Genomic DNA, 22,528 nt, shown 5'->3' on the forward strand with positions numbered 1-22,528 from the left:
ACCGCACCGGTCGCGACATCTGTCGCCTCCTGCGGCCACTGCTGCAGCCCTCGCGCCGCTCCGCATCGCGGCCTCTGCAACCTTCCGGGCCGGCCGACAGGGCCCCGTGCAGCCCGCTGTTTTCACCCGTTTGACCTGAACGACGATCCGATATGGCATCCACCTCTTCATCCGCGCCCTACACCACCCTGATTTCGGCCGAGCAGTTGCAGGCCCTTCAGGCCAGCGGCAAGCCCCTGCTGGTCTTCGACGTGAGCTTCGACCTGATGAAGCCGCAGGCCGGTGCGGCCCAGTTCACCGAAGGCCACATTCCCGGCGCCGTCTTCGCCGACCTCGACCTGTCGCTCAGCGACAAGAGCGGCAGCGGCCAGGCGGCCTCGGGCGGCCGTCACCCCCTGCCCAGCCGCGAGCACTTCGCCGCCTGGCTGGCCAAGGCCGGCCTGCAGCACGGCATGCAGGTGGTGGTCTACGATCGCCAGCAGTGCAACTACTGCGTCCGCCTGTGGTGGATGCTCAAGTGGGTGGGCTTCGATGCCGTCGCCGTGCTCGACGGCGGCCTGCAGGCCTGGCAAGCTGCCGGCGGCGCACTCGAAACCGAAGCCCAGGTGCATGCCGAAGGCGACTTCCAGTTGTCCGTGGCCCTGACCGACCTGGTCGATGCCCAGGACGTGCTCGCCAAGCTGGGTTCGCCCGTCCAGACCGTCATCGACGCCCGGGGCGCACCGCGTTACCGGGGTGAAGTCGAGCCGCTGGATCCGGTCGCCGGCCACATTCCCGGAGCCCTCAACCGGCCGTTCACCAGCAACTTCGGCGCCGACGGCAAGTTCAAGCCTGCCGCCGTGCTTCGAGCCGAGTTCGACGAACTGCTGGCCGGCCACGACGTGGCAGGCGTCGTCCACCAGTGCGGCAGCGGCGTCAGTGCCACGCCCAACCTGCTCGCCATGGAAATCGCCGGCCTGGGCCGCGCCCGCCTGTATGCCGGAAGCTGGAGCGACTGGTGCAGCGATCCGGCGCGGCCGGTCGCCCAGGGCTGAGAGTCCAGACTCAGGGGGCCGACTTCCCCTGATCGCGACCCCCACCCTCGTGGTCGTGGTGGTGGTCATGGTCTTCGTCGGCGTGCTGCCCCTCGCCCGGCAGCGCTGCCCCGCGATGATCGTGGGCCTGCGTGCCCGGCTCGCTCTGTCCGTGGGCATGATCATGCCCGCCATGGCTGTGCGCCAGCCCGCTGGCCAGCGTGACGATGACGATGCCGGCCGCCAGCCAGGCCACCTGCGCCGTCGTCTGCCGGGCGGACAGGCGTTTCTGCAATTGGGGAATCAGATCGGCCAGCGCCACATAGGCAAAGCTGCTCGACGCCACGACCAGAAAATACGGCAGCCAGTCATGGAGCTGGTCGACCAGCACATAACCGATGACCCCACCGGCCGCCGTCATCGCGCCGGCCATCGAAACCTTCACCAGAGCCTTGCGCTGGTTGTTTCCGCTGCTCTGGCGCAGCACCACGATGTCGCCCATGTGATGAGGCACCTCATGCGCCAGCACGGCCAGCGCCGCCACGATGCCCAGGTGCATGTCCGCCAGGAAAGCCGAGGCGATCAGGATGCCGTCGCCGAAGGCGTGCAGGCCGTCGCCGAACAGCACGGCCCAGCCCCCGCTCCGGTGCGTGTGGGCATGCCCATGGCTGTGGCCATGCGGGCGATGGTGATCGTGGGCATGCGCACCGTGGTCGTGTCCATGGTGAGCATGCGCGCCGTCCGCATGGGCGGCCGCGTGGGCACCGGGCACCTGCTCGCGGGCCTGTTCGAGCGACTCGGCTTCCGCCTGCAGCACCTCGTCGAGCTGGCCGTGCTCGTGCGAGTGATGCCACAGCTCGGCCTTGTCCAGCAGAAAAAAGAACACCAGCCCCAGCAGGAACACCGTGAACAGCCGGTGCACGGCTTCGCCGCTCTCGAAGGCCTCGGGCAGCAGATGCATGAAAGCGGTCGCCAGCAGGGCCCCGGCCGCCAGACTCAGCATGTGCTGGGCGTAACGCGCCAGCACGCCGAAGCTCAGAAACGAGGCCAGCCAGACGCTGCCGATGCCCGCCAGCAGCGTGGCGGCGATAATGCTCAGGAAAATCATTGAAAGTATCGTTTTTTTTAATGCACTGTCAGCGTAACGCGGGCCCACGCATGGCGCCACGTGCACACGGGGAACCGGCCGGGAGCGGACCAGGTCGACCTGCGCGCCCGAACTTCACGGACGCCAGGCACTCTGACCGGACGAGGAATGCCATCTCGAGATATGAGCTTGAACAAACACATCACTTTGCTGTGCCTGACCGGCGTCACCCTGGTTGCCGCCTTCCTGGTCGGCATCTACTGGAACGACAAGCTGCACAGCCTCAACGAGGCTCGCCAGCAGGCTGCGGCTCTGCAGGCGCGGCCTATTGAGAAAGCATTCCTACCCTGCACGCCGCAGGATTATGCCCAACGTCTGAACATCCTGATGGAAGAGGCGACCTTACCCTACCGTCTGCCGGCCCAACCCGAGGTCGAGATCGGCGAAATCCATGACTCGATGACTCTGGCGCTCGACAACCACAACACGCTGATCGTGCTGGTCGACAAGAACAGCCTGCGCGTGGCGTCCATCACCCTCATCGTCAACGGCGACCAATCGGCCGACTCCGACGCCAGTGTGCTGCTGACCACTGCGGCCGTGGCGGCTGCGGCCATGCCGGACAAATCCCTCTCCACGCTGACCCCGCTGGTCGCCCGTCTGGTCGCCAGCTACCAGGGCGGGGCCCAGTCGGCCGAGCAGACCCTCGACGGCGTGCGCATCCGCTACGACCGGGTGCCGTCGCAGGCCGCAGCCTGGTTCTGGATCGAACCCGCCAACAGTTGAGCTCTCCCGGGGGGCCGTCACCTGTGCCGGACAAGGCCGCACGCCGTTTCTCGAATGTCCGATTTGCCCCGATAATGCCAAGCGCCGGCGACGCGCGCCGGCGACCCTCAACGCAAAAAATCCAGAGGCCCAGCCTGTGAAAGACTTATTGGTCTTGCGTGCGGATCATTATTCGCGTGCCAGCCATCAGACCCTGATCGAAGCCGACCGCACCGGTCGCTTCGAAATCGTCGTGGTGGCCGATCGTCGCAAACGGCATTTCGAGTACAGCGGTTTCCGCCATGTCGCCTTCGACACCCGCACCGTTCGTTCGCTCGGATTGCCCACGCGGCGGGACATGCAATGGCGCTGCGGCGACTACGCGTATTACCTGGCGGCCCAGGCGGTTCCGGATTTTCGTCACCTGTGGCTGCTCGAAACCGATCTGCGCATCGGCTTCGACCGGCTCGAGGATTTTTTCCGGCTGTTCGACGACTGCCCTGCCGACTTCCTGGCGTCCGACCTGCGTCCCGCCGATCTGGGCTGGTCCTGGCGAGTGCATGTGGCTGCGCTGCGTCAGGAGGCCTACCGCTGTTTTTTCCCGCTCACCCGCGTCAGCCGCGCCGCCTGCACCCATCTGCGGCATCAGCGCGCCGCCAGCACCGACGCGCTGGCCAACGACGAGAGTTTTGCGGCCACCATCCTCGTCAACGACGGCTACGACTGCCGCGAGCTCGAAGCGGTTGTCCCCGGTCTCTATGCCCGTCCCGGTTTTTCGTTCGACTACCCGGTGCTCGACCGGGCCTACGAACGCGCGCCCCGCGACAACCGCATCTATCACCCGGTGCTGCGCGACCGCCTCTACCTCAAGCGACTGCGCCGCTACCACGGTTTCCCCAAGGCCTGGCGCACCATCTACCACGAAGCCTGCACCGCCTACGGCTGGCAACCGCCCGTGCTGGCCCAACGGCTGCCGCCGGTCGGACTGACCCTCGGTGCCGCCCTCACGCTGCTGGTCGTGATCCTGTTCGACAACCCCGAGGCCATCGAATCCCTGATGCAGGCCGTGGCCGTGCTGATGTGCGTGGCCGCCGCCGCGCTGGCACTGCGCAGCACGGGCAACGACGACGGCGGCACCCGCAACCGCGTCGACCGCTGATCCACCCGCCCCGGCGACGGGGCGAGGCCATCCCTTCAGGCCAGCTTGTCCAGCATGCCCTGCTCGTCCAGAACCGGAATGCCCAGTTCCTGAGCCTTCGCCAGCTTGCTGCCGGCCTCTTCGCCGGCGACCACAAAACTGGTCTTCTTGCTCACCGAACCGGCCACCTTGGCACCCGCGGCCTCCAGCCTGTCCTTGGCCTCGTCGCGCGACAGCGTGGGCAAGGTGCCCGTGATCACAAAAGTCAGCCCGGCCAGCGGCAACGCGGGCGCACGCACCGGCTCCTGCTCGGGCCAGTGCACGCCGCACGCCCGCAACTGCTCGACCACTTCCCGGTTGTGCGCCTGCTCGAAGAAAGTCCGCAAACTCCCGGCGACGATGGGTCCCACGTCATTGACTTCCAGCAGCTGCTCGGTCGTGGCATCCATTACCCGATCGAGCAGACCGAAATGTTTGGCCAGGTCCTTGGCCGTGCTTTCCCCCACGTTCGGGATGCCCAGGCCGAACAGGAATCGCGGCAGAGTCGTCGACTTGGATTTTTCGAGCGCGGCCAGCACGTTCTGCGCCGACTTATCGGCCATGCGGTCGAGCGCCGACAGGCTGCTCAGGCCCAGCCTGTAGATGTCCGGCAGCACCTTGACGATATCGCCGTCCACCAGCTGGTCGACCAGCTTTTCGCCCAGACCTTCGATATCAAGTGCACGGCGCTGCGCAAAATGCAGCAGCGCCTGCTTGCGCTGGGCTGCGCAGAAGAGACCGCCCGTGCAGCGGTAGGCCACCTCGCCGCGCTGGCGCACGACTTGACTGCCGCACACCGGGCAAACCTCGGGCATGGGGAAATTGGGCACATAGGCCGGCCGCCCGCCCGGCTGCGGCACCGAGCCCACCACCTCGGGAATCACATCGCCCGCGCGCCGCACGATGACCAGATCGCCCACCCGCACCCGCTTGCGCCGCAGCTCGAAGCGGTTGTGCAATGTCGCATTGGTGACCGTCACCCCTCCCACGAACACCGGTTGCAGCCGCGCGACGGGCGTCAGCTTGCCCGTGCGTCCGACCTGGATGTCGATGCCCAGCACGGTGGTCGTCTGCTCTTGGGCCGGGTATTTGTGGGCCACGGCCCAGCGCGGCTCGCGGCTCACGAACCCGAGCTGCCGCTGCAGTTCAAGTGCATCGACCTTGTACACGACGCCGTCGATGTCGTAGGGCAAGCGGTCCCGTTCGGCACCGATGCGCAGGTGGAAGTCCGCCAGGCCTTCGCTGCCCGCCACCTGTTCGGTCTGGCCGGCCACCGGCAAGCCCCAGGCCTTCAGGGCCTGCAGCAGGCCGTAATGGGTCTCGAAGGCCGGCCCGCCGTCGGCCTGCTGCGTCACCTCGCCCACGCCATAGGCAAAAAAGCTCAGCGGACGCTGGCGCGCAATGGCCGGATCGAGCTGGCGCACCGCGCCCGCAGCCGCGTTGCGCGGATTCACGAAGGTCTTGCCCCCCGCATCGCGCTGACGGGCGTTGAGCGCCTCGAAATCGTCACGCCGCATGTAGACCTCGCCACGCACCTCCAGCACCGGCGGTACGGCCAGCCCGGAGGCATGCAGCCGCAACGGAATCTGGCGGATGCCGCGGATGTTCTGCGTCACGTTCTCGCCCGTCTCGCCATCGCCCCGCGTGGCGGCTTGCACCAGCATACCGTCTTCGTAGCGCAGGCTCATGGCCAGACCGTCGAACTTGAGCTCGGCCACATACGCCACGGGTGGATCGCCTTCGCCCAGCGCCAGCTCGCGCCGGATACGTGCATCGAAAGCCTGGGCGCCCGCCGGCGTGGTGTCCGTCTCGGTCTTGATCGACAGCATCGGAACGGCATGCCTGACCGGCTCGAAATCGGGCAGCACCTGACCGATCACCCGTTGCGTGGGTGAATCCGGCGTGATCAGCTCAGGGTGGGCAGCCTCCAGCGCTTCCAGGGCCTGGTAAAGCACGTCGTAGTCGGCATCGGGCAGTTGCGGCGCATCGAGCACATAGTACTGATGGGCATGGAACACGATCTGCTCACGCAACTGGCGGATGCGCTCGGCGGCGCTGAGTTCGGGTGCCTGGGGGGATTCGCTGCCCTGGCCGACCGGCTCGGAAGGAAAGAGCGGGAGCGAAGACGGGGATTGAGCACTCATGTCGGGGTCCATCGCGTGGCATGGATCTGCCGCGCCTTGTTCATTCAATTCAATCAGGGGACGCATGGCCAGTCCATGCGCCGCACATCGACGGGCATCGGCCATTTGCACGGCCGCATCGCCTCGCCAAACAAATCAGCCTTCGCCAGCCATTGCGGACGAAGGCTGCGAAGGCATCCATAACGGCCGGCAGCGGCCTGGCCCGCCAACCGCCAGCGACTGTTGTCGTTCAGGAAAACAGGCGACGCGCCTGCGGAGAGCCTGCCGAGAGGTCGTACGCATCGAGCGTATCGTACAACTGCGACAGATCCTGCGCGATCGAATCCATGGCTTCGAGGTAGATCGGCGTGCCGTTGTCGTCGGTGATGAGCCCGTCCATGGCGGTCGCCAGCTCATGGGCGGCTTCGCGCAGGCGCTCGAAGGGCTGTTCGTCGCGGCTGACCTGCGGCACGTCGAGCGACAGCGCGATCTCGTGCAACGCCGCCTGGGCCAGATCCTCGGCCAGCGCAGCCTGGGTGTCGAAACTCAACACCAGCACCGGCGGCAGGCCGGGAGACGATGCCGGCAGCACCATGCGGCCGGGAATCGCACCGGCAATGAAACCGAGCTTGCCCGCCTGCTGCTGCACATAACCCGGACTCCAGGCCGTGGTGCGAGCCCGCAGCGAAAAGCCCAGTTGGGCATCGTGTGCCCCGGCGAACTGGTCGAGCTCGCGCGCCCGGGCCACCTGCTCGATCATGTCGGGAAAATCGGGCGCCCCGCCCACGGCGTCGGCAAAGGCCTGGGCCTTCATCACGAACTCGGAAAACTCGATCTCGTTGAGCGCACCGTTGCGGTTGGCCAGTTGCACGCCGGCCTGGAACGCCGTGTAGCGGCGGCCCAGATGCGGCGGTTCCCAGCTCGATGAAATCTGATTGAGCCCTTCGATCAGGAAAGGCTTGCTGCCCGCACGCCGCGTGCCCGGCAGCGCCGCAATCGCGGCATCGCCGGAAACCACGCCGTCGAGCGCAATCGGCGCGATGACATCGATCAGCGCGTCGAGCTGCCCGGTACGGCGCTCGGACGGTCCGACGGCCGAGAACTCGGGGGCCAGTCCCACCGGTGCCGCAACTGCGGAAGGGCCCGAGGTCTGTCCCGTCCATCCCGCAGATGACACCGACCCGGAAGATGCCGGTGCCGCCCGGCCATTGCCCGATGCCGAGCCACGCCGGTCCTCGTCGGCAGGTCCGTCGAACTCGGCAAAGCCCACCGGCTCGGCCTCGTCGCGCCGGGCCTGGAAGTCGTGGTCGCCGCCATAAAGGCCGGGCTCGCGCCGATCGGCTCGGGCAGAACCGTCGTCGGTGTCGCCGCCGTTGCCGTAACCAGGGCCGTCGCCGTCGCCGAGCTCGGGGTCATGTCCCTCCTCGGACGGGCGGGCCTGCCGGGGCATGTGACGGCGTGAATTCCAGGCGTTGTACGCCACCACGCCGGCCAGCACCAGGCCGCCGACGATGGCCAGACCGACCTGCAGTGAACTCTCCATTTATGCAGCCTCCATCAGGGTGTTGGCAGCTTCCATGTCGACCGCCACGATGCGCGATACGCCCTGCTCCTGCATGGTCACGCCGATCAGCTGTTTGGCCATCTCCATGGCGATCTTGTTGTGGCTGATGAATAGGAATTGTGTTTCGTCGCTCATGTGCGCCACCAGTTTGGCATACCGTTCGGTATTGGCATCGTCCAGCGGTGCATCGACCTCGTCGAGCAGGCAGAACGGTGCCGGGTTGAGTTGGAAAATCGCGAACACCAGTGCAATGGCCGTCAGCGCCTTTTCGCCGCCCGACAGCAGATGGATGGTCTGGTTCTTCTTGCCCGGCGGCTGGGCGATCACCTGCACGCCCGCATCCAGGATTTCCTCGCCCGTCATCACCAGGCGGGCCTGACCGCCGCCGAACAGCTCGGGGAACATCCGTCCGAAATGTTCGTTCACCGTCGTGAAGGTGCTGCCCAGCAGTTCGCGCGTTTCGCCGTCGATGCGGCGGATCGCGTCCTCGAGCGTGTTCATGGCGTCGAGCAGGTCGGCCATCTGCGAATCCAGGAACTGCTTGCGCTCGCGGGCCGCGGTCAGCTCGTCGAGCGCGGCCAGATTGACGGCGCCCAGTGCGGCGATCTCGCGGTTGTAGCGGTCGATCTCGCCCTGCAGTCCCGTCAGCCGGACCTGTCCGTCGGCCACCGAACGGGCCAGGGCCTCGAGATCGGCCTCGGCCTCGGCCAGCATCTGGCTGTATTGCTCCAGGCCCAGGCGCGCGGCCTGCTCCTTGAGCTGGAATTCGGTGATGCGCTGGCGCAGCGGATCGAGTTCACGCTCGAGCTGCAGGCGGCGCTCGTCGCTGGCCCGCAGCTTGGCCGTGAGATCGTCGTACTCGCTGCGCAGTGCGGCCAGTGCCTGTTCGCGCGCCATCTTGGCGGCCAGCGCCTCTTGCAGGCCGCCCTGCGCCGCGGCGTCGTTGAACCGCGTCAGTTCGTCGTTCACCCGCTGCCGCTCGGCATCGATCGACTGCAACTGCTGCGCTGCGGTCTCCATCGAGCGGTTGAGTTCGCCCAGGCGCTGCGTCAGGCTGCGCTGGGCGTAGCCGGATTCCTGCGACTGACGTTCGAGCGCGCGCAGTTGCTCGCGCGCCTCGGCCAGCTTGCGTTCGTTCTCGATCACCCGGTCGTCGAGCTGGGCGTGGCGCTCCTGCGTATCGGCCAGTTGCATGTCCAGTTCCTCGAAGCGCGCCTCGGCGGTCACACGCCGCTCCTGCAGGGCCTCGAGCTGTTCGTCGACCTCGGCCAGATCGCCCGCGATCTGCTGGCTGCGCGCTCGGGCCTGCTCGGCCAACTGGCCCAGACGCAGGGTCTCGACCTGCAGGTCGTGCAGCCGGCCCTGGCCTTCGGATTGTTCGCGCCGGGCCTGGACCTGGCGCTGCGTGGCGTCGGTATACGCGGCATCGGCCCGCACCAGCGCCGTACGGGATTCCTCGGCGATGAAGTTGTGCGCCCGGATTTCCTTTTCCAGGTTCTCGATGTCCTGGGCCCGTGCCAGCATGCCGGCCTGTTCGCTGTCCTGGGCATAGAAGCTCACGCTGTGCGCGCTGACCGCATGCCCGTCGGGCAGGTAGATCACCTCGCCGGCCTGCAGTTGGGCACGGCGCGCCAGTGCATCGTCGATCTGCTGGGCGGTGTAGCAACCCTGCAGCCAGTCGCCCAGCAGCGCCCGCAGGCCGGCGTCGTGCACACGCAACTTGTCGGCCAGACGCGGCAGGCCGTGACCTGCGGCCGGGGCCACACCGGCCACCGGCGGCGTATAGAAAGCCAGCTTGGCCGGCGGCGCATCCGTGGCAAACGCGCGCACGGTCTCGAGGCGGCCGATCTCCAGCGCCCCCATGCGTTCGCGCAACGCGGCTTCCAGCGCATTTTCCCAGCCCTGCTCGATGCCCAGCCGGCTCCACAGGCCTTGCAGGCTGTCGAGTCCGTGCCGGGCCAGCCAGGGCTGGAGCTTGCCGTCCGTCTTGACCTTGTCCTGCAGCGTGCGCAGCGCCTCCAGCCGGGCCGACAGGTCGGCCTGCCGAGCCGACTCGCGGTTCACCGCCTGCTGCCGGTCGCGACGGGCCTCGTCGAGTTCGGGAACCAGATCCTGCAGTTCCGCCAGGCGGGCGTTGGCCAGTTCCTGGCTCTCCTGGAGCTCGGCCAGTTGTTCCTGCAGGTTGAGCAGCCGCTGCTCGTCGGGCGCGGCCAAGGCCTGGCGGTCGGCCTGCAGCCGTTCGCGGCGCACGTTGAACTGCCGGCTCTGGTCGTCGATGTTGCGCTGGTCGGCTGCCAGCACCTGAATCTGCTGCTGCACCGCGTGCACGGCACCCCGCTGGTCGTTGGCCTGCTGCTGGGCGCGGCGCAGCGCGTCCTCGAGCTCGGGCAGGCGCATGCTCTGCTCCTCGACCTGGGCGGCCAGCGTCTCGGCCTGCTCCTCGGCCCCCACCGTCTGCTCCGACAGTTGTTCGAGTTCGACCGCGGCGTCTTCCTGCCGCTGGCTCCACTGGGCGTGCTGCTCCTTGAGCTGCACCAGGCGCTGCTCGGCGCGCTGGCGGCCATCGACCACAAAACGGATCTCGGCCTCGAGCTTGCCGACCTCGGCACTGGCCTCGTACAGCTGGCCCTGGGCCTGGTTGACCTTGTCGCCGGCACCGTAGTGCGCCTGCCGGATGGTCTCGAGCTCGGCCTCGATGCGGCGCAGGTCGGCCATGCGCGACTCCAGGTCGTTGACCGCCTGCAGGCCTTCGGTCTGGATCTTGGCCTGATCGGCCTCGGCCTCGCTGCGCTTGAGGAACCACAGCTGCTGCTGCCGCAGCGCCACCTGCGACTGCAGGGTGTTGTAGCGGCTGGCCACTTCGGCCTGCTTTTCCAGCTTGTCGAGATTGGCGTTGAGCTCGCGCAGGATGTCTTCCACCCGCGTCAGGTTCTCGCGTGTGTCCGACAGGCGGTTCTCGGTTTCACGCCGCCGCTCCTTGTACTTGGAGACCCCCGCGGCCTCCTCCAGAAACAGCCGCAGCTCCTCGGGCTTGGATTCGATGATGCGGCTGATCGTGCCCTGCCCGATGATGGCGTAGGCGCGCGGGCCCAGGCCGGTGCCCAGGAACACGTCCTGCACGTCGCGCCGGCGCACCACCTGGTTGTTGATGTAGTAGCTCGAGTTGCCCTCGCGCGTGAGCACCCGCTTGACCGCGATTTCCGGGAACTGGTTCCACTGGCCGCCCGCGCGGTGGTCGCTGTTGTCGAACACCAGTTCGACGCTGGCCCGGCTGGCCGGCTTGCGGGTCGTCGTGCCGTTGAAGATCACGTCCTGCATGGACTCGCCGCGCAGCTCGCTCGCCTTGCTTTCGCCCAGCACCCAGCGCACGGCATCCATGATGTTGGACTTGCCGCAACCATTGGGGCCGACCACGCCGACGAGTTGCCCCGGCAGCAGGAAATTGGTCGGCTCGGCGAACGATTTGAAGCCAGCGAGCTTGATGGAATTGAGACGCACGGCGAACCCGGTCGAAAAAACAGACAAAAACGGCTAGGCCGCCAGAGGGGGAACTACGGTTCGAGCCCGGCCGGACGGCCGCCATGCCAGCCAGGGGAACGATGCGGCGATGATAACGCCTGGCATGCACTCATAAATGAAGAGCTTCCCCCCCTGAACAGGTTGGTCGCATGATGGGCCGACCGATGCAGATGCGCAATGAAGTGGCGCAGCACCGGCGACAAGGCCGCTTCGCCCCGCAGAATGGCCCCGACCGCCAGCGGCATCAGGACGATGTAGTCGCCCGTGGCGACCCGCATCAGCGCCAGCGTCGAGTTGACCACGGCCCCTACGGCCGGCGGCGTCAGGCCGGTGCGCTGGTGCAAGGAAGTCTGCTCGTGGCCAAGCCCGTCGCCATGTCCGCCACCCAGCGCTCGCTCTCGGGCGCCCCGATCACGATCGCCACAACCCCATGCGCTACATCGGCACCACCGCCACCACGGCCCCCTACTGGTATGTCCGCCATGGCACACGCGACCGCGATACGGCCTTCACCGTGTCGATCAACCTCAACCGCGCCCTGGCCGCCGACGCCGATGTGCTCGACCTGAACGATCGCCTGGCATGGGACCAGCCGCATGCCGGCAACTACGATGTCCCCGAAGCCATGGCCTGGGTGGCCCGGACACTGGCCGCGGCCACGCAGAAGGGCCTGTGAGGGCGAGCCTTGACGGCCAACTGGGCTCCGCCCGTTTCGCGAGCAGGCCTAGACCTGCAGCAGCCCCTGCTGAATCGCCAGCAAGGTGATTTCAGCCTGGTTGCGGGCGCCCGTCTTCTGCTTGACGTGGTAGAGATGGGTGCCCACCGTGCGCGGCGAGATGTGCAACTGGGTCGCGATGTCTGCCGCCGACAGACCGCGGGCCAGATGCAGGAAGACCTCGAACTCGCGCTCCGACAGCGTTGCGACCACGCCATGCCGTCCGGCTGCCTCGCCGGCCGCAGTCCCCTGCGGTGCGGGCGCCAGCGCCTGCAGCGCCATGCGCTGAGCCAGTGCCGCATCCAGAAACCGTTCGCCACGCGCCACGCAGCGCACCGCTTCGACCAGCACTTGCGGATCGGCGCGTTTGGACAGATACCCGAGCCCGCCCGCCGCCAGCAGGTGGCGCACGTGGCTGGGGTCCTCGTGCGCGCTGAGCGCCAGCACCCGCAGCCCCGGCGCACGCGCCAGCAGTTGCCGCGTGGCCTCGATCCCGCTGATGCCTTGCATCGACACATCCATGATCACGACATCCACCGGCAATTCGCCGGCGGCCCCCTCGGGCGTGGCCTGCCAGCGCCGCAGCCAGTCCAGAGCCGACTCGCCGCTGTTCACCTCCTCGACGACCTCGATGCCCGCCGTCGACTCCAGCAGCAAGCGGAAGCCCATGCGGACCAGATCATGGTCGTCCACCAGCAGGACCCGCAGGGCCGGTGCAAGGGCGGAGGACGCGGGGGGAAAGGTGGCAGCAGCAGGCATCTGAAATTTTCGGTTGTCGTCGGGACGATCAGGCAAGAGGCGGGACCGGGGTGGGCATCACCCAGCCGTCGACCGGCAGGCGGGCTCTCACGGCCAGGCCGCCCAGACGCGAACGGCCCAGCCGCAGCGCCCCGCCCAGGGCCTGGGCCCGCTCCACCATGCCGTACAGGCCGTAGCGGCCGGCCACCGGCTCGGGCCGCGCCATGCCGACGCCGTCGTCGTCGACCTGCAGATGCAGTGCGTGTTCGCGCCGCACCAGCCCCACCTGCACACGGGTGGCCTGGGCATGCCGGAGCACGTTGGTCAGGGCCTCCTGCACGATGCGGTAGGCGCCGATCTGCAGAGGCTCGGGCAACGCGAGATCCGGCGCATCCGGGAGGTTCAATTCGAATGCGATACCGGGATGCTGGATCCGCAAGCCCTGCACCAGATCGGCCACCGCCGCAGACAGTCCCAACGCGTCCAGCGCGGGCGGACGCAGGCGCGGAATGAGCGCATGCATGGCATCGTACAGACCGTCCGTGGTACGCAGCAGCAACTCCCCGGCCCGGCGCGCCGCCGGATCCCCACCGGGCGCCGCCCCGCAGCGCTGCACCAGCGTATGGGCCAGCGTGCGCACCGCCGTCACCGACTGGCCCATCTCGTCGTGCAGCGAAGCCGCCAGATCCCGGCGTTCGGCCTCGATGCGCGACTGCAGCTCCTGCACAAAACCGCGTTCGGCCGCCAGCCGGGCTTCGGCCTGTGCCGCCTGCAGACTGGCCGCCCGGTTCGTCTCGATCGCTGCCCCCAGTCGATTGACGGCCTCGCCCATGGACTGCGCTTCGGCCCCCGGCAGCCTCGGCAGGCGAACCGCGTAGTCGCCCTGTCCCATCCGGTCCAGCACGGCCCGGACATCCGACAAGGGCTGCAGACAGCGCCCCACGATCGCGAACACCAGCAGGTTCACCGCCAGCAGCAGCACCAGCGTGCCCAGCATCTGCGCCTTCATGTCGTCCCAGCCATCGAGCACTGCCCGGGAGGCATTCGAACGAATCACGAGCGAGCCGCCAAACACCGGCAGCTCCACCGGCTGCAGATCCGGAATCACCAGGCGGGCATACCAGCCCGGCGCATCCCGTCCCTGCTTGTAGGCCGAGGGCGGCGACCGGTAGAGCACCTGCCCGTCGGCCGCATAAAGCGTCATGTCGTTGGACCGGACCCGCCCGACCCGGGTCAGGAACTGCACCAGCTGACCGGCATTCCCCTGACCATAGTGTTCGAGCACTTCCCTCACCAACTGCGTGGCGATCCGGTGCGACGCGGAAATCTCCTCGCGCACCGCATTGCGTGTGCCGAGCAGATCGACCACCGTCAGCGTCCCCACCACCACAAGCATCAGGCTGGCGATGATCAGGTTGATGCGTGCGCGCAAGGTCATGCACAGGCCTCGGTAAGGTCCAGATCGTGCGCCAGCGCATTCAGCGCGTCGTGCCAGGCCGCCACCATGCCATCGTCCAGCGCATCGTGCCCGGCGCCTGGCACCGTCCAGATCCGCGCTGTGCCGGCTCGAAGCGCCTGCACGATGACGTCGGCGTTGCCCGGCGGGCACAGGGCATCGAGCGCCCCTCGCACCAGCACCACGGGGCCTGCAAAGCCGCCGGAAAGATCGGCCAGCACAGCGCTCATATCGACAAAGCAACCATGGACCAGATAGTGCGTCTGAACCAACGCGCGACGCCACAGGTCATCGGCATCGCCCAGTCGCCGGGCCCATTCGACGGGGGCCGTCAAAAAGCCCTGGTCCAGCGCCTGCTGCAGCGTAGCGGGGGTCGCAGAGCGCGCCCATTCGTTGACGCTCCAGGCCACGGCCAGCCCACGGCACGCCTCCCCGCCCTGCCGGAAGACGGCATGGGCCTGCGCAAGGTCACGATCCGCCGCCCTGGGCCCCAGGTCGTCCCCCATCGCCAGGGCCGCCGCCAAGCGGTCCCAGGCGGCTTGCACCACGGCATGCACGCCCGCCGGGGGCGCACTCAGAAGATCTCGCACCTCGCCGCGCGACGCCAGGAAAGGCGAACGCAAGGCCAGCCCCTGCACCGCCTGCGGGCAGCGCGCCGCATAAGCCAGTGCCAATGTGGCCCCCCACGATCCGCCCGCAACCACCCAGCGCGTCACGCCGGCGGCCCGCCGCAGCGACTCGATGTCGGCCAGCAGATCGGGCGTGCGATTGTGCACGACCCGGTGTGAAGCATGCGCCTGTCCGTCCATGCTCGCACCGGCCTCGCCGCCGCCCAAGTCCGGCCGCACGGTGCTGCGCCCGCAGCCCCGCTGATCGAACAAGGTCACGCACCAGCGCGCCGGATCGAAGAAACGCCGTTGCCGCGGCGACGCGCCGCTGCCCGGCCCGCCATGCAGCCACAGCAAGGGTCGCCCGCTCGGATGGCCGACCCGTTCCCAATACACCTCGTGACCGCCGCCCACGGACAGGTGGCCGCAGGCATGCGGCTCGAGATCGGGAAAGAGCCGATGACTGGACATGGCGGGATTCTAAGAAAAGCATGGCCGCTTCCGATACACAGCCTGCATAGCCCCTGCGAGCCGGCGCATTTTCATGAAAATCATGAGACCCGTTTCATGGTTTCAGCGCGCGACATCGCCCATCCCGCCCCGCACAATGCTTCGAGCCCGTGCACACCGGCCGGTGCGCCACGGTGCTCTTTTCATTCTTTTTTCTTCCCCCCAACGACACAGGAGTCACAGATCATGAAATGGGAAACCCCGAAGGCCATCGACCTGCGTTTCGGTTTTGAAATCACGATGTACGTGTTCAACCGCTGATCGCCGCACCGGCCTTTCCCGTCCCATCCCGGGCCAGGACAAGGCCGGTGTGCCGCCGGCATCCGTCGCACCTCTGCGTTTCCCCCTGTCTGCCATCGGCCCCGCCGCCCGGCACGACACTCACGGTCTGCTCCCCCGCGCATGAAAATCAAAGTCCTGGGCTCCGCCGCCGGCGGCGGCTTTCCCCAATGGAACTGCAATTGCGGCAACTGCACCCTGGCACGCCGCACAGCCGGTCAGCCCGCCGTTTCGGCCCACGCCGCCTCGCCCGACGCTGCGAACCCCACCGTCCATGCACGCACCCAATCCTCGCTCATCGTGGGTGAAGAAGGCTCTGCGGACTGGGTGCTCATCAACGCCTCGCCCGACATCCTGACGCAGATCCGCGCCACCCCCGAGCTTCAACCCGCCCGCGGCCGCCGCGACAGCGGCATCGCCGCCGTGCTGCTGATGGATGCACAGATCGACCATGTCACCGGCCTGCTCATGCTGCGTGAATCGTCCCGCCCCCTGAACATCCACGCCACCGCGCCCGTGCTGGCCGACCTGCGCACCGGCCTGCCTCTGCTGACCGTGCTCTCGCACTACTGCGGCACGGTCGAACACACACTGGCGCTGGACGGCCAGCCCTTCGCGATCGCGCCGCTGAAGCATGTTCGGTTCCAGGCCCTGGCGCTCAGCAGCAAGGCACCGCCCTACTCGCCCCACCGGCACGACCCCCATCCCGGCGACAACATCGGCCTGCTCATCACCGACACCCGCAGCGGCCGCCGCGTGTTCTACGCCCCGGGCCTCGGCGAGATCGACCCCGCCGTGGCACAGGCCATGCGGTCGGCCGACGTGCTGATGCTCGACGGCACCTTCTGGGACGAAGACGAGATGATCCGGCTGGAGCTGTCCTCCAAACCCGCTCGCAGCATGGGCCACCTGCCGCAAAGCGGCGCCGGCGGCATGCTCGAACGGCTTGGCGACTACGCCGACAAGCGCCGCATCCTGATCCACATCAACAACAGCAACCCCGTCCTGCGCCACGACTCGCCCGAGCACGCCCAGTTGCGCGCCCACGGCATCGAGCTGGCCTACGACGGCATGGAGATCGTTCCGTGACGAATCCCGCCATCCATTCCCCCTTCCTGCACACGCCCGTGATCGCGCCGGTGCGACCCGTGCCCTCCACCCGTCCGGTGCCATGGAGCACCCAAGAATTCGAAGCCCGCCTGCGGGACAAGGGTGCGGGCTACCACATCCATCACCCCTTCAATGTCCGCCTCAACAGCGGTCTATGCTCTCCCGCGCAGGTTCGCGGCTGGATCGCCAACCGTTTCTACTACCAGTGGTGCATTCCGCAGAAAGACGCTGCGGTGCTGGCCAACTGCCCCGACCGCGAAGTCCGCCGCGAATGGATGATCCGCCTGCTCGATCACGACGGCCAGGGCGATTTCGAGGGCGACAACGCCGGCGGCCTCGAGGCCTGGACCCAGTTGGCGCTGGCAGCAGGCCTGGACCGCGACGCCCTCTGGCGCCTCGACCACGTGCAGCCCGCCGTGCGTTTCGCCTGCGATGCCTACGTCAACTTCGTGCGCCACGCGCCCTGGCAGGAAGCCGTCTGCTCCTCGCTGACCGAAATGTTCGCGCCCCAGATCCACAAGGACAGGCTGGCCACTTGGCCTCGGCACTACCCGTGGATCGCGGCCGACGGCCTGTCCTATTTCCGCAGCCGCATTCCCCTGGCCCAGCGCGACGTCGACCACGGCTTGGCCGTGACGCTGGCGCACTTCACCACGCACGAGCAGCAACTGCGCGCACTCGACATCCTGCAATTCAAGCTCGACGTGCTCTGGAGCATGCTCGACGCCATCGAGAAAGCCTATCCCCAATGAGCACCAGCGACAGCCGTCTCGACCCCGCAACCCACCCAGCCAGCCCCGGCGCGGCCGGCCGCACGCCGCCCGCCGACATCACGCCCGAAGCCATTCCCGCGCAGCCCAGGCTCAACCGCCTGTTCCGCCTGCAATGGGAACCTGCACAGCAGGCCCACGTTCTCCTTTATCCGGAAGGCATGGTCAAACTCAACGCCAGCGCAGCGGCCATCCTCGAATGCTGCGACGGTCAGCGCGACGTGCCGGCCATCGTCGCCGAACTCGAAACCCGCTACAAAACCGAAGGACTGACGCCGGACGTCCACGCCTGGCTGGCCACGGCCACCCATCACCGCTGGATCGTCTGAGACCGCTTCACGCCTTGCCCCGGCTACAGCCACCTCGATCGCCCACCGGGTTACCGCGTTCCCACCTCCCCCATGCCCCAACCCCGCCGCGTCATCCCCATTCAGCAGGCCTCCACGGTTCGCCCTGCACCGCCGCGGCCGGCCGCTTCTTCCGTGCGCCCCGACGGTTCGCCCTTTCTGGTCCCGCAGGATCCCCCCGTCACCCCGTCCGGCCCCCCGCTCTGGCTGCTGGCCGAACTCACCTACCGCTGTCCGCTGCACTGCGTGTTCTGCTACAACCCGGTCGATTACACCCAGCACGGCGCCGAACTCGGCACCGCTGAATGGGTCGACGTGCTGCGCCAGGCGCGCGCCATGGGCGCCGCCCAGTTGGGCTTCTCCGGTGGCGAGCCCTTGCTGCGCGACGACCTCGAGGAACTGGTCGCCGAGGCCAGACGCCTGGGCTTCTACACCAACCTCATCACCTCGGGCATCGGCCTCAACGCGCGCCGCATCCAGGCCCTGAAGCACGCCGGACTCGACCACATCCAGCTGTCGTTCCAGGACTCCACGCGCGAGATGAACGACTTCCTCTCGAGCACACGCACCTTTGCACTCAAGCAGCGCGTGGCCGCTCTGATCAAGGAGCACGACTACCCCATGGTGATGAACTGCGTGCTGCATCGTCACAACCTGCCCCATGTCGGCCAGATCATCGACATGGCCCTGGCCATGGGCGCCGAGTACCTCGAACTCGCCAACACCCAGTACTACGGCTGGGCCATGAAGAACCGCGCCGAACTCATGCCCACACGCGAGCAGCTCGTCGAAGCCGAAGCGGTGGTCAACGACTATCGGGCGCGCATCGGCGATCGATGCAAACTCCTGTTCGTCGTGCCCGACTATTACGAAGACCGGCCCAAGGCCTGCATGAGCGGTTGGGGCCAGATCTTTCTCGGCGTCGCCCCCGACGGGCTGGCCCTGCCCTGCCACAACGCCCGTGCGCTGCCCGGCATCCAGTTGCCCAGCGTGCGCAACATGCGGCTCGAGGAGATCTGGCGGCGCAGCCAGGCCTTCAATGCCTACCGGGGCGACCATTGGATGCAGGCCCCCTGCCGCGATTGCAGCGAAAAGAGCCGCGACCACGGCGGCTGCCGCTGCCAGGCCTGGATGCTCACCGGCGACCCCTCCGCCACCGATCCCGTGTGCTCGCGCTCGCCCCAGCGGCATGTGGTCGACGAAGTCATCGACCAGACGCGCCACGCTGCAGCCACACGCCAGCCCGGCCCGGCCGGCCCGCAGGACCGTCAGGCCCTGGTGTTCCGCACCGACGCCAACTCGCGCGCGGCGACATCGGTCTGAGCGGCCCTGCCGGTTCGCGCCTGCCGCACGGCGGCACCCGGCCTCTCACCCGGCGCGCCTGTTGCCTTCGGTTCGGTCGGGCGCCTAGCCCTGCCTAGCCCTGTATCGCATCGGCCCTGACCCAGACGCTGACGCTTCCCCCCTGCACCGGGAAAACGGCCTGCCCCTGCGCATCGGTCACCACCTCGTCCTGGCAGTGCCCCAGCACATCGCGGAACACTGCATCGGCGTGGCCATCCCCCAAGACGATGGTCTTGCCCGAGGCCTCGCCATTGCTCAGCACCACCACGCAGCCCGGTGCCTCTGCCGTGCCCGCCCGCACAAAGGCAATGCAGTTGGGATCGTCGAAATAGTCGGTCTGCGGACCATGGGCATAACGTTGACGCGCCTGGATCAACCCCGGCAGCGCCGCGATCGCCGGCATCTCGATCTCGCAATCCGAGCCGTCGTGTCCCTTGTCGGTGTAACGCGCACCGTAGAGATCCGGATAGAACACGCAGGGAACGCCCTGCTCGCGCAGCAGGATCAAGGCATAGGCCAGCGGCTTGAACCAAGGCTCGACGGGCGCTTCCAGCGACTGCAGCGGCTGTGTGTCGTGATTGGCGACCAGCGTCACCGCATGCGCGGGCAAGGTCCCCACCAACGTGTCCGAAAAGATGCCGCGAAGATCGTACTGAGCGCCTTGCTTCGAGGCTTCGTGAAACCGGTGATGCAGCGCGGCATCGAACAGCATCAGCTTGTTGTCGACCTGCTCCAGATACTGTCCCAACGCCGCCATGTCGGGCGACCAGTACTCGGCCACCACCAGCAGATCGCGCCCGGCTTCATGCCGCACGTGGTCCAGCCAATCCTTGAAGAACCAGGCGGGGATGTGTTTGACGGCATCCAGCCTGAAACCGTCGCAAGGCAGGCTCTCCATCAGCCAGCGTGCCCAGTACTTCAATTCCTCGCGCACCGCCTTGTTGCGGTACTCGATATTCGCGCCCATCAGGTAGTCGTAGTTGCCGTTTTCGCCGTTGACCTCGTCGTTCCAGCCGTCTTCGCCGAAATCGTTGTCCAGTTTGAAAATGCCTTGTCCCGAGGGGTTTTCGATGTGATCCACACCGCTGAAACAGCGGAAATCCCACACGAACTCCGAGTGCCGGCCGGCTCGGCCTTCGAACGTGAAGCGTGTGTACGCCTCGGCCTCCATCACCTCTTCGGAGATCTGCGTGCGGTCGTTCTCGTCGACCTGGCGCACCCGCACGCGCTCTTTTTCGTCGGCCCCCATCTTGTGATTGAACACCACGTCGTACATCACATGCAGACCCTGGGCCTTGAGCGCATGGACAGCCTGCTCGAGCGCTTCGCGGTCACCGTACTTGGTCGCCCGGCTGCCCTTCTGGTCGAACTCTCCCAGATCGAACAAGTCGTAGGTGTCGTAACCCACCGAATAACCGCCCGACGCCCCCTTCGCCGCGGGCGGCAACCAGACATTCGTGATGCCCAGTCGAGCCAGGGATTCGGCTTTCTCGGCCACCTCCGGCCAAAGCTTGCCGCCATCCGGGTAGTACCAGTGGAAAAACTGCATCAGCGTGGTCTTGCTTGCACTCATGGGCTTGCGTCCGATCGGTTGTCACCCCGCCTGGGGCGATGGAGGTCCGTACCGGACACACCCGGTCCGTCGGCGCAGTCACGATAGCGTGAACATGTGATTCGGAACGAGCCGCCGTGTCGGATCGCAAGCGCCCGCACGGTGAGCAAAAGGCGCAAAACGAGGCAAGCGGCATCGATCACCTTTGCCCTCACGCATTTCAGGGCCGCAGCGTGCCATCGATTCGATGAATTGCGCTCCGCATCCCCTCGGGCATCCTGCATTCCCATGCAGTAGAAACGGAAGGACCGTGCCATGGACCCAGACACCGACACCGACGGCATCGGCTTCGGCTTCGGCATCGCCATCGGTATTGCGCCAATCGTCGAGCCCGCAGAAAGCCCTCAGCCCGATTGCCGCCAACGATGTAGAAAAACCGCTCTAGCTGTGAACGACCAGCATCGCCCAGATCATGGTCATCGACCAGGCAAAAACGGCACCGGCTCCCAGCAGGGCCAGCGCGCCTTCCAGTCGTTCGGGGGAATGGGGGTGACGCATGATGTTCTCCTGAAGATCACTGACAACTCCATTCCATACCCCTGTCCTGACCCTGCCATCGGGGGAAACCTGAATACCCCCAGGTATCGGCAATGTGTCCTACGCCCGACTCCGCTTGCGATTGCTGTCGTCAGGGTCTTTGCCAGAGCCTGAGCTGCAGCCGCACCGCACCGCACCGCACCGCACCGCAATCGTCGTTGATGTCGCGATTGAAACGACCCCTGTCATTTCAGTTGCAGTTGCAGTTGCCGTGGCAGTGGCAGTAGCAATTGCGGGCAGCCGAAGCCGATGCCGGTGCCGTGCAGTGGCCGTCTCGTCAACAGGTCTGCGCCGCCACGACCCGCCGAGTCGATGCCGGCGCATTCTGCAGTTTGTTTGCAGGCCGGCGGGGACGCCTGAGCAGCTCGCCTCCGCAGTTCGGGCAGAAGCCCAGTAATTTCTGCTCCGCACAGGTGGCGCAAAACGTGCATTCGAACGAACAAATCAACGCGTTTTCTGCCGACGGCGGCAAATCGGTGTCGCAGCATTCACAGTTCGGGCGAAGTTCGAGCATGGATTCCATCCTTCTTGATTCATAGGTTATGCACCTCACGATAGCACCGACGCAGCGCGCGCGTCGAGCAGAACTCGCGCTCCCATCGTTGCCAGCCGGCTTCGAGGCCAGGTTCAGACGGTCCGTCGATGACGTTTACGCTCACGCTTTGATAGCTATCGCACGCCACCGCAGGCAGTTCTCTGACACGATCAAATTGAGAGCATGGCTATTCTAGACACCCATACAAACAAGTTCTCAGCGTCGATACAACGCATCGCCACCATGTCTCAAGCCTCAGAATTCCTCTCCCGCCTCGACGGTGACATTGCCAGTCTGGCGCGTGCCCTGCATGCCATGGGCAAGGCCGAGTCCGATCGCAGTGCCAGTCGTTGGACGTTCGAAGACGGTTCGAGTATCGAGATTCAAAATCCCGTGATGACGAGAGAGACCTCCGCGCCCCGACAACCCGTCAAGATGAACAGCATGCAGTCCATCTCGCACGGCATTCGCCAAGGCCTGTGGGCTTGAGGCCTGGCGCCGACGGCAAGGCAGCCTTCAATCATTTGCCTTGACCACACGATGGTCGACAAGGTAACCAGCCAACCCCAAACAAAAACGCCTGCTGGGTATCCGGCAGGCGTTTGTGGGGTGATTTTTTGTTTTCCCAAAGCAAAACGCCCAACCTTTTGAGGGGTTGGGCGGTTTGTTTATAAGAGCCTGACGATGACCTACTTTCACACGGGAACCCGCACTATCAT

21 protein-coding genes are annotated in these 22,528 nt (G+C 66.7%); 10 read left to right on the plus strand and 11 right to left on the minus strand.

The features are described from left to right. Positions 1 to 152 precede the first annotated feature (152 nt). Positions 153 to 1,034 carry a sulfurtransferase gene (locus tag EC845_RS17950; protein WP_123299493.1) on the plus strand — a complete coding sequence of 294 codons (882 nt, stop codon included), beginning with the start codon at positions 153 to 155 and terminating at the stop codon, positions 1,032 to 1,034. 10 nt (positions 1,035 to 1,044) lie between these two features. On the opposite strand, the gene EC845_RS17955 is transcribed toward EC845_RS17950, so the two are convergent. Next, positions 1,045 to 2,121: a ZIP family metal transporter gene (locus EC845_RS17955; protein ID WP_123299494.1), complete on the minus strand. Its 1,077-nt coding sequence runs from the start codon at positions 2,119 to 2,121 to the stop codon at positions 1,045 to 1,047. Between the two features lie 168 nt (positions 2,122 to 2,289). Here EC845_RS17955 and EC845_RS17960 point away from each other — a divergent pair, with 168 nt between their 5' ends. Then, on the plus strand, positions 2,290 to 2,886 hold the full coding sequence (locus EC845_RS17960) for a hypothetical protein (protein ID WP_148077342.1): 597 nt from the start codon (positions 2,290 to 2,292) through the stop codon (positions 2,884 to 2,886). A 136-nt stretch (positions 2,887 to 3,022) separates the two neighbouring features. Continuing rightward, entirely contained in the window at positions 3,023 to 4,024 is a 1,002-nt protein-coding gene (locus tag EC845_RS17965; RefSeq protein ID WP_148077343.1) for a hypothetical protein, read from the plus strand. Between the two features lie 35 nt (positions 4,025 to 4,059). On the opposite strand, the gene ligA is transcribed toward EC845_RS17965, so the two are convergent. From ligA to EC845_RS17985, 4 genes are all read right to left on the minus strand, one after another. Then, positions 4,060 to 6,186 (minus strand): NAD-dependent DNA ligase LigA, encoded by a 2,127-nt coding sequence (gene ligA, locus EC845_RS17970; RefSeq protein ID WP_123299545.1) that lies wholly within the window; start codon positions 6,184 to 6,186, stop codon positions 4,060 to 4,062. Positions 6,187 to 6,415: 229 nt separating this feature from the next. Continuing rightward, positions 6,416 to 7,708: a cell division protein ZipA C-terminal FtsZ-binding domain-containing protein gene (locus EC845_RS17975; RefSeq protein WP_233598153.1), complete on the minus strand. Its 1,293-nt coding sequence runs from the start codon at positions 7,706 to 7,708 to the stop codon at positions 6,416 to 6,418. Further along, a complete protein-coding gene (gene smc / locus EC845_RS17980) occupies positions 7,709 to 11,227 on the minus strand; it encodes a chromosome segregation protein SMC (protein ID WP_123299547.1) in 3,519 nt (1,172 codons plus the stop codon). 53 nt (positions 11,228 to 11,280) lie between these two features. Further along, a complete protein-coding gene (locus EC845_RS17985) occupies positions 11,281 to 11,592 on the minus strand; it encodes a hypothetical protein (RefSeq protein ID WP_123299497.1) in 312 nt (103 codons plus the stop codon). An 86-nt stretch (positions 11,593 to 11,678) separates the two neighbouring features. Between EC845_RS17985 and EC845_RS17990 the strand changes: the two genes are divergently transcribed. Continuing rightward, positions 11,679 to 11,924, plus strand: coding sequence for a hypothetical protein (locus EC845_RS17990; protein WP_123299498.1), 246 nt, complete (start codon positions 11,679 to 11,681; stop codon positions 11,922 to 11,924). A gap of 48 nt (positions 11,925 to 11,972) precedes the next feature. Here the strand turns inward: EC845_RS17990 and EC845_RS17995 are convergent, their stop codons facing one another. From EC845_RS17995 to EC845_RS18005, 3 genes are read right to left on the minus strand one after another with little or no spacing between them, the layout of a single operon-like run. Beyond that, positions 11,973 to 12,722 carry a response regulator transcription factor gene (locus tag EC845_RS17995; RefSeq protein ID WP_123299499.1) on the minus strand — a complete coding sequence of 250 codons (750 nt, stop codon included), beginning with the start codon at positions 12,720 to 12,722 and terminating at the stop codon, positions 11,973 to 11,975. Between the two features lie 28 nt (positions 12,723 to 12,750). Further along, positions 12,751 to 14,139, minus strand: coding sequence for an ATP-binding protein (locus tag EC845_RS18000; protein ID WP_123299500.1), 1,389 nt, complete (start codon positions 14,137 to 14,139; stop codon positions 12,751 to 12,753). Continuing rightward, a complete protein-coding gene (locus tag EC845_RS18005; protein WP_123299501.1) occupies positions 14,136 to 15,236 on the minus strand; it encodes an alpha/beta fold hydrolase in 1,101 nt (366 codons plus the stop codon). The genes EC845_RS18000 and EC845_RS18005 overlap by 4 nt, the downstream gene beginning before the upstream one ends. Before the next feature lie 225 nt (positions 15,237 to 15,461). Here EC845_RS18005 and pqqA point away from each other — a divergent pair, with 225 nt between their 5' ends. The 5 genes from pqqA to pqqE all read left to right on the plus strand — a co-directional run bounded on the left by pqqA (position 15,462) and on the right by pqqE (position 19,104). After that, entirely contained in the window at positions 15,462 to 15,536 is a 75-nt protein-coding gene (gene pqqA / locus EC845_RS18010) for a pyrroloquinoline quinone precursor peptide PqqA (protein WP_123299548.1), read from the plus strand. A 141-nt stretch (positions 15,537 to 15,677) separates the two neighbouring features. Further along, positions 15,678 to 16,643, plus strand: coding sequence for a pyrroloquinoline quinone biosynthesis protein PqqB (gene pqqB / locus EC845_RS18015; protein ID WP_123299502.1), 966 nt, complete (start codon positions 15,678 to 15,680; stop codon positions 16,641 to 16,643). A 41-nt stretch (positions 16,644 to 16,684) separates the two neighbouring features. Beyond that, complete coding sequence (pqqC, locus tag EC845_RS18020) at positions 16,685 to 17,416, plus strand: pyrroloquinoline-quinone synthase PqqC (RefSeq protein WP_199739847.1); 732 nt, start codon at positions 16,685 to 16,687, stop codon at positions 17,414 to 17,416. After that, complete coding sequence (gene pqqD, locus EC845_RS18025) at positions 17,413 to 17,763, plus strand: pyrroloquinoline quinone biosynthesis peptide chaperone PqqD (protein ID WP_123299503.1); 351 nt, start codon at positions 17,413 to 17,415, stop codon at positions 17,761 to 17,763. The genes pqqC and pqqD overlap by 4 nt, the downstream gene beginning before the upstream one ends. A gap of 72 nt (positions 17,764 to 17,835) precedes the next feature. Beyond that, complete coding sequence (gene pqqE / locus EC845_RS18030) at positions 17,836 to 19,104, plus strand: pyrroloquinoline quinone biosynthesis protein PqqE (RefSeq protein ID WP_123299504.1); 1,269 nt, start codon at positions 17,836 to 17,838, stop codon at positions 19,102 to 19,104. 94 nt (positions 19,105 to 19,198) lie between these two features. On the opposite strand, the gene amyA is transcribed toward pqqE, so the two are convergent. Further along, positions 19,199 to 20,698, minus strand: coding sequence for an alpha-amylase (amyA, locus tag EC845_RS18035; RefSeq protein WP_123299505.1), 1,500 nt, complete (start codon positions 20,696 to 20,698; stop codon positions 19,199 to 19,201). A gap of 853 nt (positions 20,699 to 21,551) precedes the next feature. After that, positions 21,552 to 21,788, minus strand: a complete 237-nt coding sequence (locus EC845_RS18045; protein WP_123299550.1) for a DUF1272 domain-containing protein — start codon at positions 21,786 to 21,788, stop codon at positions 21,552 to 21,554. A 204-nt stretch (positions 21,789 to 21,992) separates the two neighbouring features. Between EC845_RS18045 and EC845_RS18050 the strand changes: the two genes are divergently transcribed. Next, positions 21,993 to 22,298, plus strand: a complete 306-nt coding sequence (locus EC845_RS18050) for a hypothetical protein (RefSeq protein ID WP_123299506.1) — start codon at positions 21,993 to 21,995, stop codon at positions 22,296 to 22,298. A gap of 27 nt (positions 22,299 to 22,325) precedes the next feature. Here the strand turns inward: EC845_RS18050 and EC845_RS22685 are convergent. After that, positions 22,326 to 22,528: hypothetical protein (locus tag EC845_RS22685; RefSeq protein WP_233598154.1), on the minus strand; the 203-nt coding region annotated here is incomplete at its 5' end.

The sequence above is a fragment of the Comamonas sp. BIGb0124 genome (assembly GCF_003752175.1).
GTDB lineage: Bacteria > Pseudomonadota > Gammaproteobacteria > Burkholderiales > Burkholderiaceae_C > Comamonas_F.